Origin of the sequence: Sphingomonas sp. CCH15-F11 (assembly GCF_001557005.1) — a bacterium.
Taxonomy (GTDB): Bacteria; Pseudomonadota; Alphaproteobacteria; order Sphingomonadales; family Sphingomonadaceae; genus Sphingomonas.
In genome coordinates this window covers 1-11822 of record NZ_LSKG01000136.1, presented here as the reverse complement: position 1 = coordinate 11822, position 11822 = coordinate 1, and the positions used below count along the sequence as shown (strand labels likewise).

General features: G+C 68.4%; 9 protein-coding genes. All 9 read left to right on the top strand.

The window, feature by feature from the left end; genetic code table 11:
• Positions 1–1503, top strand: coding sequence for a type VI secretion system contractile sheath large subunit (gene tssC / locus AX709_RS13380; protein ID WP_066550025.1), 1503 nt, complete (start codon positions 1–3; stop codon positions 1501–1503).
• Positions 1503–1973, top strand: coding sequence for a type VI secretion system baseplate subunit TssE (gene tssE, locus AX709_RS13375; protein ID WP_066477522.1), 471 nt, complete (start codon positions 1503–1505; stop codon positions 1971–1973). The genes tssC and tssE overlap by 1 nt, the downstream gene beginning before the upstream one ends.
• A 5-nt stretch (positions 1974–1978) precedes the next feature.
• The gene (gene tssF, locus AX709_RS13370) at positions 1979–3793 is read left to right on the top strand and encodes a type VI secretion system baseplate subunit TssF (protein WP_066477520.1); all 1815 of its coding nucleotides are present in this window, start codon (positions 1979–1981) and stop codon (positions 3791–3793) included.
• On the top strand, positions 3790–4932 hold the full coding sequence (tssG, locus tag AX709_RS13365; protein ID WP_066550023.1) for a type VI secretion system baseplate subunit TssG: 1143 nt from the start codon (positions 3790–3792) through the stop codon (positions 4930–4932). The genes tssF and tssG overlap by 4 nt, the downstream gene beginning before the upstream one ends.
• A gap of 184 nt (positions 4933–5116) precedes the next feature.
• The gene (gene tssH / locus AX709_RS13360) at positions 5117–7771 is read left to right on the top strand and encodes a type VI secretion system ATPase TssH (RefSeq protein ID WP_066550015.1); all 2655 of its coding nucleotides are present in this window, start codon (positions 5117–5119) and stop codon (positions 7769–7771) included.
• Positions 7772–7869: 98 nt separating this feature from the next.
• Positions 7870–8340 (top strand): Hcp family type VI secretion system effector, encoded by a 471-nt coding sequence (locus AX709_RS13355; RefSeq protein ID WP_066477515.1) that lies wholly within the window; start codon positions 7870–7872, stop codon positions 8338–8340.
• A gap of 83 nt (positions 8341–8423) precedes the next feature.
• Positions 8424–10307 carry a type VI secretion system Vgr family protein gene (locus AX709_RS13350; RefSeq protein ID WP_066550010.1) on the top strand — a complete coding sequence of 628 codons (1884 nt, stop codon included), beginning with the start codon at positions 8424–8426 and terminating at the stop codon, positions 10305–10307.
• Position 10308: 1 nt separating this feature from the next.
• Positions 10309–10917, top strand: a complete 609-nt coding sequence (locus AX709_RS13345; protein ID WP_066550007.1) for a DUF6931 family protein — start codon at positions 10309–10311, stop codon at positions 10915–10917.
• 9 nt (positions 10918–10926) lie between these two features.
• On the top strand, positions 10927–11822 hold an 896-nt coding region (locus tag AX709_RS13340; RefSeq protein ID WP_156454273.1), incomplete at its 3' end, for an FHA domain-containing protein.

Below are 11822 nucleotides of genomic sequence, written 5' to 3'. Positions count from 1 at the left end.
GTGCCGATCCCGCTGGAACCGGAGGGCCAATCGGCGATGGACGCGGCAACCGATGCGCGCGCGCGGACGACGGATGGCGATGCCGTCGCGTCGTCCGCCGCGCCCGGGCTGTTCGGCCTGCCCGCCGCAGCCACGACCGGCGCGGCATGGCGGGCCGACGGCGCGCCGCGAACCGCGCCGGGGCTTCGCGCACGCGGGGCACGCATCCTGGCCGGCATCGACGCACTGCTGTCGCGCCAGCTCGACGCGATCCTGCACCACCCCGAGCTGCAGCGGATCGAGGCGCTGTGGCGCGGGACGCACTGGCTGGTCCACGGCATCGCGGACGCGCAGGTCAAGGTCCGCATCCTCGACGTCCGCTGGGGCGAGGTGGCCCGCGACCTGGAACGCGCCATGTCGTTCGACCAGAGCGTGCTGTTCGACCGCATCTACAGCAACGAATTCGGCACGCCGGGCGGCGAACCCTATGGCATGATGATCGTCGATCATCAGGTGTCGCACCGGCTGGGCCAGCGCGACCGCACCGATGATGTCGCAACGCTGTCGGGCCTGGCGGAGGTGGCGGCCGCCGCCTTCTGCCCCACGGTTGTCGGGGTCGATCCGCGCATGATGGGCATCGACGCGTTTGCGGATCTCGACCTGCGCCAGGAATTGTCCGCGACCTTCGCCAACCCCGAATATGCGCGCTGGGAGCGGCTGCGCGCGCGTTCCGACAGCCGCTTCCTGGCGGCGGTCGCGCCGCGCCTGCTCGCCCGGCGACTCTATCGCGGCCGCGACTTCCCCCGGCTGGGCTTCGTCTATGACGAGCGCGCCGACGGGCCACGCGACCTGTTGTGGATGAACGGGGCGTTCGCGCTCGCGCATGTCGCGTGCCGCGCGATGGCGCAGCACCGCTGGCCCGCCGCGATCCGCGGCACCGTGCCGGTCGGCGAAGGTGGCACGGTCGCCGGCCCGATCCGCCAGCTGCTGCCCAGCGACCGTGCCGGCGTGGTCGCGCGCTTCGCGGTCGAGAATGCGGTGTCGGAGGACCAGGAGGTCGCGCTCAACGAACTGGGCGTCATCGCGCTGCGCCAGATCCACCTGACCGGCCTGACCGCTTTCCTCAACCTGCCGAGCCTGCACCGCCCGACCGACTATGACAGCGAAGCCGCGCGGATGAACGCGAAGATGAGCGCGATGCTCAACTACATCCTGTGCGTGTGCCGTTTCGCCCATTATGTGAAGGTGATGGCGCGCGACTGGGTCGGCAAATATACCGATGCCCAGGAATGCCAGCGCCTGCTGCAGAGCTGGCTCAACACCTATGTCACCGGCAACGACGATGCGAGCCCGGAGATGCGCGTGCGCTACCCGCTGCGCGAGGCGCGCGTGATCGTCAGCGAGATGCCCGAGAAGCCGGGAAGCTATGGCTGCGAGATCGCGATCCGGCCGCATTACCAGCTGGACCAGATTGCATCGGAGTTTCGCCTGACCACGATCATCGGGCGCGAGGCGGCCGCGTGATGGCGGGCGAAATTCCCCTGTCGCTGATCGACCGCCTGATCGACGACGAGCCCGAACTGCGCCAGGAACCGATGCTGGGCGACGACCAGCTGCTCGAACGCTATCGGCTGGGGCTGCGTCGCGACCTGGAAGGGCTGCTCAACAGCCGCCGTCCGCATATCGCCGCGGTGAACGGCGACGAGACGCTGCTCGCGACGATCATCGGCTTCGGCCTGCCCGACATCAGCACCGAGGATTTCGCCGCCGCCGGGGTGCGCGAGCGCGTGCGGCGCATGATCGCGCAGACCATCCGCACCCACGAACCGCGGCTGAGCGAGGTCGAGGTCGAGGTCGACGGCGCGCCGACCTCGCGCGGCATCCGCTTTCGCATCACCGCGATCCTCAACCTCGCCCGCGCACGCGAGGCGGTGGTCTATGACGCCAGCGTGCGGCCGAGCGACCGCTCGATCGCGGTCGAAATGCCGGACTGACCCAGATGATCGACGACCTGATCGAATATTATCAGCGCGAGCTGACCTTCCTGCGCAGCAATGCCGGCGCGTTTGCCGAGGCGCATCCGAAGATCGCATCGCGGCTGCGCCTGACCCGCGACGCGATCGAGGACCCGCATATCGGCCGTCTGATCGAGGCGGTCGCGTTCATGAACGCACGGCTGCGCCACAAGATCGACGACGAGTTTCCCGAGCTGTCCGACGCGATGCTGATGACGCTCTATCCGCATCTGATCCAGCCGGTGCCATCGTTCATGGTGGCGCGGCTGATCGCGGAGGACGGGCTGGACAAGCCGGTGACGGTCCCGGCGGGCACGATGGTGTCGGCCGAACCGGTCGACGGCCAGCGGTGCCGCTATCGCTTGTGCCACGACACCCAGCTGCTGCCCATCCGCGTCCATGCCGCCGCGATGGGCGGTCCGCCGCTCGACGCGCCCGCGCTGGGGCTCCATGCTGCCAAGGGCGTGCTGCGCCTGACCCTGGCGACGACCAAGCCGGAGGTCGATCTGGCCGGGCTGGGCATCGACACGCTGCGCCTGTTCATCAAGAGCGATGCGCGGCGCGCGCAGATCCTGATCGAACAGTTCGGATCGAACCTGGTCGGCATCGGGGTGGGCACCAGTCCACAGGATCCGCGCGCGGTGCTGCTCCCGCCGGACGCGCTCAGGCTTCGCGGCTTTGGCGACGACGAGCTGCTGCTGCCCCAGACCCAGGTTGCGCGGGGTGCCTATGCGGTGCTGCAGGAATTCTTCGCCTATCCGCAAAAGCATCTGTTCGTCGAGGTGAGCGGGCTGGCCGCGCGCACGCTCGACATCGCGGGCGACCGGCTCGAGCTGTTCTTCTACTTCGACAAGCTGTCGTCCGAGCTCGAGCGCGTGGTGCGCGCCGACGATTTCGATCTGTTCGCCTGCCCCGCGATCAATTTGTTCGAGATGGATGCCGAGCCCATCCAGCTCGACCACAGCAGCATCGAATATCGCATCGTGCCCGACGCCCGGCGCGAGGACGCGATCGAGGTGCATTCGGTCGTCGACATGGTGCTGCAGGACCAGAGCGGCGAGCGGTTCTCGGCACCGCCGCTCCATTCGGTCGATCGCGGATCGCCACGGCTGGGCCGGATGTTCCACGCGCTGGCGCGCCGGTCGAGCTTCGGGCCGGGTGGCGGCGACGATGTGTTCGTCGCGGTCGCCGATCTGGAGGGGCGCTTGCTGCGCGATGATGCGACCGTGCTGCACCCGCGCATCCTGGCCACCAACCGCGACCTGCCGGCGCGGCTGCCCTTCGGCGGCGGGCGACCGGAGCTGGAGATCGACGGCACGATCGCGGGGCTGGCGGGGGTCGAGGCGCTGACCAAGCCGACGCCGACACGACGACCGGCCCGCCGGCGCGCCGCGATCTGGAAACTGGTCGGCCAGCTGTCGCTCAATCATCTTAGCCTGGTCGGCGGCAGCGCGGGCGCGCTGGCGCTGCGCGAGGTGCTGGCGCTCTACGACATCGGCGACACGCCCGAAACGGTGCACCTGCGCGAACGGCTGGTCGGGGTGACGGCCGCGCCCGGCGTCGCACGCATGCGGCTGAAGGGGCATACCGCCATGTGCGCGGGGGTCGACGTCACGATCGAGGTCGAGGACGACCGGCTCTCGGGATCGGGCAGCTTTTTGCTGTGCAGCATCATCGAACGCTTCCTGGCGAGCGCATGTGCGCTCAACAGCTTCGTGCGCGTCTCCGCCAAGCTGCGGCGCGAGGCGGCGTTGTGGAAGACCTGGCCGACGCGGGTCGGCGACCGTCCACTGATATGACCGTCGTCGAGCTATTGTCGCGCCGGACCGCGGCGCTGGTGCTTGCCCAGGCCGCGCGTGTCATCGAACTGGCGGCACGGCGCGGCGGACGCACGGTCGAAATCGGCAGCGACACGCCCCCGGGCGAGGAACCGCTGCGCTTCGTTGCGTCCGACCGGATGGCGCTGACCGCCAGCGACATCGCCGCGATCGGCGAGGTCGACGGCCAGCCGCACGTCACCGCCAACGTCCTGGGCCTGGCGGGCGCGGCCCCCGCCCTGCCCCCGGTCTATAGCGAGCTGCAGCTTCAACGCCGGCGGATGCGCGACGTCGCGTTCGCCGCCTTCCTGAACCTGTTCGATCACCGCGCACTGTCCTTCTTCTATCGGGTCTTCCGCAAGCATCACTGGCTGGTGAGCTTCGAGCGCGAGGCTCGGCCCGGCGACGATCCCGCGTCGCGCGCGGTGCTCGCGCTGGCGGGCCTCGCGACGCCCGGCAGCATGACCCGGCTGGTGGTCGAGGACGCGGCGCTGGTGCCGCTGGCCGGGCATCTGGGCGATGCGCGGCGCAGCGCGGCGAGCGTCGAGACGGTGCTGCGCCAGCTGACCGGACTGCCGCTGCGGATTGCCGAGGCGGAACCGGCCTGGCTGGCGCTGCCGCCCACGGAGCAAAGCCGGCTGGGCGGCACCAGTGCCGGCGGCGGCGGCCAGTTCGCGCGGCTGGGCGGCATCGACCCGCAAACCGGGATGGGCAGCGACGATGCCGCGATCATCGGTGCGGCAGTGCTCGACGTACAGCATCATTATGCGGTCGAGATCGGCCCGGTCGATCACGCGACGCTGATCCGCTTCTGCGCGGAGTCGGGCCAGCGCGCGATCGTCGGGGAAGCCTGCATGCTCGCCGCCGGCATGGAACACCAGCCGGTGATCCGCATGCTGATCGATGCCGCCGACATCCCGCCCCTGCGGCTGGGCGACGCGGCGACGCCCGCGCTGCTCGGCTGGACCGGCTGGCTCGGCTCGCCGGGTCCGGACGCCGGCATTCTGGCCGATTGCGTCATTCCGGTCGACCGCACCGCGATTGGCCGCGACGGTCCGGGCCGCACGCCGCCGGCAACCGTCGCCGGCGAGACGGGCGAACGCATGGTTGCGCTAAATTAACGTTGTGGGGCCCGGCGCGCTGGGCTAGACCGACGGCGCGCCGAGGGGACGGTGGCGCGGGCGGGGCGGCATCGAAAAATGCGGGCTCGATTCGCATCGCTTCCATCCCCGGGATCCGGTCGGGCGGCATCGCCGCAGCCCGCGCGAAAATACATTGATTTCGGCATGTTGCAGAGGGGGGCATGTGGCGCAGGTCAATCTGAAAAGCCTGGTCGGCAAGCTGGACGACACCTGTCGCTCCACATTGGAGGGCGCCGCCGGACTTGCGCTGTCTCGGACCAATTACGATGTCGAGATCGAGCATTGGCTGCTGCGCCTCATCGACCGGCAAACCTCCGACGTCGCCGTCATTCTCAATCATTTCCAGGTCGATGCCGGCCGGCTGACCCAGGACATCAACCGCGCGATCGACGGGTTCAAGACCGGCAATGGCCGCGCGCCCGGCCTTGCCCCCAACATCATCAAGCTGATCCGCGAAGCTTGGCTGCTCGCGTCGCTCGATCATGGCTCGGGGGTGATTCGCTCGGGCCATCTGCTGATGGCGCTGCTGGATGCGGACGACCTGGCGGTGATCGCGCGCCAGATGAGCACGCATTTCGCCAAGCTGCCCTCGGAAACGCTGCGCACGACGATGACGCAGATCGCGTCGGCGTCCGAAGAAGCGAAGATGGCGGCCGACCTGTCCTCCGCCCCTGCGGGCGACGGCGGGGCGGCGACGGGTGCGGGCGGTGCCCCGGCATCGCGCGGCACCGCGTCGCTCGACAAGTTCTGTATCGACCTGACCGCGCAGGCGAAGGCGGGCAAGATCGACCCGATCTTCGGCCGCGACCCCGAAATCCGCCAGATCGTCGACATCCTGACCCGGCGGCGTCAGAACAACCCGATCCTGACCGGCGAGGCGGGCGTGGGCAAGACCGCCGTGGTCGAGGGTTTCGCGCTGCGCATCGCGCAGGGCGACGTTCCCGACGCGCTCAAGAATGTGCGCCTGCTGTCGCTCGATCTTGGCCTGCTCCAGGCCGGCGCGGGCATCAAGGGCGAGTTCGAGAACCGGCTGAAATCGGTGATCGACGAGGTGAAGGGCTCCCCCACCCCGATCATCATGTTCATCGACGAGGCACACACGCTGATCGGTGCGGGCGGCGCGGAGGGCCAGAACGACGCCGCCAACCTGCTCAAGCCCGCGCTCGCCCGCGGCGAGATGCGCACCATCGCGGCGACGACCTGGGCCGAATACAAGAAATATTTCGAGAAGGACCCCGCGCTCACCCGCCGTTTCCAGGTGGTGAAGGTCGAGGAGCCGTCGGAGGACCTGGCCGTCGCCATGCTGCGCGGGCTCGTGCCGGTGCTCGAAAAACACCACAATGTCCGCATTCTCGGCGAAGCGCTGGAGGCGGCTTCGGGCCTGTCGCACCGCTACATCGCCGGGCGGCAATTGCCCGACAAGGCGATTTCGCTGCTCGACACGGCGTGCGCGCGGGTCGGCATCAGCCAGGCGGCGACGCCGCCGTCGGTCGAGGATCTGGAACGCCAGCTTGGCCTGCTCGCGTCCGAAGTGCGGATGCTCGAGCGCGAGGGCCGTTCGGGCGTGGATGTCGCCAAGAAGCTGGAGGCCGCCGCCGCGCGCAAGGGCGAGCTGGAGGCGGCAAAGGAGACCGCATCGGCGCGCTGGCAGGAAGAACTGGCGGCGGTGAAGGCGGTCGGCGACCTACGCGTCGCGCTGGACGGCATGGCGGCCGACGCAGCCGATTATGACGCCAAGGTCGGCGAGCTGCGCGAGGCGCAGGCGAAGCTGCGCGCGCTGCAGGGCGAGCATCCGGTGGTCTATGACGTCGTCGATCGCCAGGTCGTCGCCGAAGTGCTGGCCGGGTGGACCGGCATTCCGGTCGGCCGGATGGGCGGCGACGAAATCCGTTCGGTGCTGACCGTCAAGGACCAGCTCGCCAACCGGATCAAGGGCCAGGACTATGCGCTCGACGTGATCGCGCAGACCGTGCGCACCGCGCGCGCGGGCCTGGCCGATCCGCGCAAGCCGATCGGCGTCTTCCTGTTCTGCGGCACGTCAGGCGTCGGCAAGACCGAAACCGCGCTGGCGCTCGCCGAGCTGCTTTATGGTGGCGAGCAGAACGTCACGACAATCAACATGAGCGAGTTCAAGGAGGAGCATAAGGTCTCCACGCTCGTCGGCGCGGCGCCCGGCTATGTCGGCTATGGCGAAGGCGGCGTGCTGACCGAAGCCGTCCGGCGCAAGCCCTATTCGGTCATCCTGCTCGACGAGATGGAAAAGGCGCATCCCGGCGTTCAGGACGTGTTCTATCAGGTGTTCGACAAGGGGATGCTGAAGGACGGCCAAGGCCGTGACATCGATTTCAAGAACACGCTGATCATCATGACGTCCAACGCCGGCACCGATACGATCGAGGAACTGTGCCGCAATGTCGAGGTGCTGCCCGAGCCCGAGGCGCTGGCGACCCAGCTGCGCCCCGACCTGCTCGATTATTTCAAGCCCGCGTTTCTGGGACGTGTCGTCACCGTCCCCTTCTTCCCGCTGCGGCCCGAAATCCTTCGCGAGATCGTGGTGATCAGCCTGAAGCGGATCGAGAAGCGCGTGATCGGCAGCTACGGGGCCAGCTTCAGCTGGGACGACGCGCTGCTCGACAAGCTGGTCGAGCGCTGCACCGAAACCGAAAGCGGTGCCCGCAATATCGAGAATATCCTGAAGCGCGGGCTGCTCGCCGATCTGGCCGGACAGCTGCTGGAGCTGCGCGCCGAGGGCAAGGAAGTGACCGAGGTCCGGGTCAGCGCGAGCGAGACGCAGGATTATTCGATCACGCTGGTGTGAACGCAATCACCGCGGGGCCGCGCCATGATTCATGCCGCCGATCCGCAATTTAGGGCAAGGCGACACGGTGTCGCCGAGGATGAAGAAGGGAACAGCACGTGGCAATCTATCTCGAACTCGATGGCATCAAGGGCAGCTCGACCGACGACAAGTTCAAGGAAATGATCGAGCTGAACAGCTTTCAATGGGGTGCCGGCATCGGCGTCAGCTCGCCGCGCGGCGGCGACCGCACCGCGTCGGAGCCGAGCGTGTCCGAAATCACGACGACCAAGGTCACCGACAAGTCGTCCGAGCTGCTGTTCAAGCAGTTGCTGATGGGTGAGGTGATCAAGAAGGGCAAGATCTCGTTCACCGCCGCGTCGAAGGGCGAATCGGTCGCGTACGCGACGCTCAGCCTCGAGGAAGTCATCATCTCGGGCTTCAGCATGTCGTCGGGCGGCGATTTTCCGAGCGAGTCGCTGTCGCTGAACTTCACCAAGTTCGACTGGTGCTTCACCGGCCGCGATGCGACCAACACCGGCAGCCCGACCCACCTGATCTACTCGCTGGCCGAGAACAAGGTCGGCTGATCGCCCTGGCTTGCGCGGAGGATCGGCGGCCCCGCACCGGGGCCGCCGGCTTCCGCGTCTGACGGGCGGGCAAGGCTCCTGGCATGGGTGACCATCTTCTCAATCTGCGCGCGCTTCCCGACGACCTGGCCAATTACGAGCTGCTGGGTTTTGAAGGACGCGAGGCGATCAGCGAGCCGTTCGAGTATCGCCTGGAGCTGGTCGCCGGAGTGCGGCCCGACCTGACCCAGTGGATCGGCAAGCTGGTCGAGTTCGACATCTCGATCGGCGACTTTCCGCCGCGCGTCTTTGCCGGGCGCATCTATGCCGCGCGGCTGGCGCTGGGTGCCGAGGGGATGCGGGTCCTGCTGACCGCGCGCCCGGCCTATTTCGCGCTCAGCTATGCGCGCGCAACGCATTTCATCCAGGACAAGACCAGCCTCGACATCTTCACCGCGATGACCGCCGATGTCGTCGGGCTGACCAAGTCGGTGGGCGTCAGTCCGGACCCGCCGGCGCGCGGCTATGCGGTACGCTATGACGAGAGCGAGCTCGATTTCCTCGACCGCCTGCTGGCGCAGGACGGCATCATGTATTTCTTCGTGCACGACAGCGGCGCGGGCACCTTCCGGCACAAGATGGTGCTGGCCAACAAGTCCGCCGACTATGTCGACGTGGCGGGCGGCGACGTGTCGATGGATCACGAACAGTCGCTAAAGGCGATGCCCGCCGTCGCGCGCGAATATCGCGCGGGGCCGCGCAAGCACAAGCATCACGGCGTCAACGTCAACAAGCTCGACGAACCCTTTACCAAGGCGGGCAGCGCCGCCCCGTCATGGGGCGCGGTCTATCCGCACGGGCTGCATTCGATCGGGTTCGAATCGGTGGCGCAGGCCGGCGTGAACGCCCGCTCCGCCTATCACATCGATGGCGTCGGGCAGAGCGCGGACCAGGTGACCGGCATGTCGTCGCGCTGCGACTTCATGGCCGGGGGACGCGTGAAGGTCACGCAAAGCGACGGTGCGCTGCCAGACCGGCTGGCATTCACCTCGGTCACCCATTCCGCGCGCGATCCGTGGATGCTGCAGGATGGCGGCAAGGGCAGCTATTCGAACCAGTTCACTGCGATCGACGCGACCCGGGTGTTCCGCCCGCCGGTCGGCGCGCCCCAGCGCAACGCGCCCGGCCCCCTGCTCGGCACGGTCGCGGACGAAAGCTCGGCCAAGGGCGAGATCGTCATCGACGACCAGAGCCGCGTTCCCGTCGAAATCGCGACCGCGCGGGATTATGGCGGTGCGCTCCCCAAATTCGTCTGGTTGCCCGTCCAGCAGCAATGGGCCCATTCGACGCACGGCGCGCAATTCTTTCCGCGCATCGGCACGCGGGTGATCATCGACTTTCTCTACGGCAATCCCGATCTGCCGTTCATCTCCGGCACGGTCTACACGCCGTCCCAGCCCTATCCGTTCGATCCCGCTTCGGCCAAGACACAGAGCGGCTGGCGCTCGGTCACGGAGAAAAACGGCGGGATCACCCAGGAATTCCGGTTCGAGGACAAGGACGGTGCCGAGGAGATCTATCTCTACACCGGCCGCGACTATCGCCGGCTGATCGACAATGACGACTGGGGCACAGTCAAGCGCGACCAGACGCTGGCGGTGGAGCGCGACCAGTCGCTCACCGTGACGCGCGATCGCACGGTCAAGATCGACGGCAAGCAGACGACCGACATCGCCAAGACCCGCACCGTCACCGTGCAGCAGAAGAGCCTGCTGGAATCGAAGCAGGAAATCGAGCTCAAGGTCGGCAGCTCGACGATCACGATGACGCCCACGGGAATCGAGATCAAGGCGGTGAAGATCACGATCAAGGCCGAGGCCCAGCTCGATATGTCCGGGGGCGCGACCGCCGCCCTGAAAGCGCCCAAGACCGACGTCACCGCCGATGCGATGCTGACGCTCAAGGGCGGCATAGTGATGATCAACTGACATGGCGAGCACGCCCGTCATCGCGTTGCGCTATCAGCGTGTGGAGCTGGAGCAGAAGGCCAATCTGTCCCCCGCTGGCCGTGCGGTGCTGGCCGGGGCGACGGGACCTGAACGACTGATCGCGGCGCTCGCCGCCACGGGCAATTACCGCGACGCGGTCTATGCGCTCACCATGATCCTGCCGCATCGCCAGGCGGCGTGGTGGGCATGCCTCGCGGTCCGGCTGCTGCCCGATCTGGCGGCGCGTGCGGAGGATCTCGCTGCGGTCGAGGTCGCCGAACACTGGGTCCAGAGCACCGCGCCGGTCGATGCCGAGCGCGCGGGCGAGGCGGCCGATCGCTGCAACCTCGACCTCGCGCCCGGCTGGGCCGCGATGGCGGCCTATTGGAGCGGCGCATCGATCGCGCCGCGCGGGCAGCAACCGGTACCGCCTGCACCGCATCTGCCCGGAGTCGCGACGCGGACCGCGCTGCTGCTGCTGACGCTCGAGCCGGCGCTCAGCGGCCGCGTGTCGCTGGGCGATTTCCTCGAAATCGGGCTGGCGTTGATGAAGGGGGACGTTGGTCGAACCGCCCAGGCGTCGGTCCGCGCGCGGCTGGCGGGGGGCTGATCCGTCATCATGTGGACGTTGTTGCTTGCCAGGGCGACCGACCCGCCCGGAACCTTTATCGACCGGCGCCAGCTCGACGCCGGCCAGATCAAGGTCGGGCGCAGCGCGAAGACGTGCGACTGGGTGCTGCCCGACGAACACGGTCATATCTCGCGCGAACATTGCACGATCTCGGCGCTCGGCCTCGACCTGTTCGTCATCGACACCAGCACCAATGGCGTCGCGCTCAACCGCCCCGACGGACGGATCGCGCCGCAACTGCCCGTGGCGATCCGCGCCAACGACCGCCTACTGATCGGCGATTTCGTCATCACCGTCGCGACCGAAGCCGCCGGTGCCGGCATGGCATTGATGCCCGCTCCACCCCCGCCGCTGCCCGCGAGTCCGTCGGGCCTGGGCCAGCCCGACGCGTGGTTCGACACCCCGGTCGATCCGGTGTGGGGCAGTGCGCAGCGCCAGGCAGAGGTGCACGAGTTCCTCGGCAACGCGATGGACGATTTCCTGGGCTTTTCGCCCACGCCGCTGGCCGGCGCGGCGCAGTCCGCGCCGCCGCCCGAGGATTTCGGCTTTGCCGGTCCGCTCGGCAACGCCTTCGCCCGGCCGATCATGGCCGATCCGCTTCCGCCGCCGACCGATTTCGGCATTCCGGAGGACTGGGCGATCGCGCCGCCCGGCGGAGCTGCTGCAAGCGGCGCGGACCCGTTCGCGCCGATGCCGCTGCCCGCGGGCGACCCGTTCGCGCCCGCCCCGCTGCCGCCGCCCGAGAGCGATGTCTTTGCCGAGGCGCCTTTCCCGGCCGAGCCGTTCACCCCCGCGCCGCTGCACGGCGAAGCCGACGACCCCTTTGCGCTGCCCGCGCCCGATCCGGGGCGGGCAGCGCAAAGGGGTCGTCGGCTTCGCCGTGC

Bases quoted from the DNA above. Each gene is read 5' to 3' on its own strand.
- AX709_RS13350 (WP_066550010.1), top strand. From the start codon at position 8,424: ATGGGTGACCATCTTCTCAATCTGCGCGCGCTTCCCGACGACCTGGCC.
- AX709_RS13345 (WP_066550007.1), top strand. From the start codon at position 10,309: ATGGCGAGCACGCCCGTCATCGCGTTGCGCTATCAGCGTGTGGAGCTG.
- tssF (WP_066477520.1), top strand. From the start codon at position 1,979: ATGATCGACGACCTGATCGAATATTATCAGCGCGAGCTGACCTTCCTG.
- tssG (WP_066550023.1), top strand. From the start codon at position 3,790: ATGACCGTCGTCGAGCTATTGTCGCGCCGGACCGCGGCGCTGGTGCTT.
- tssE (WP_066477522.1), top strand. From the start codon at position 1,503: ATGGCGGGCGAAATTCCCCTGTCGCTGATCGACCGCCTGATCGACGAC.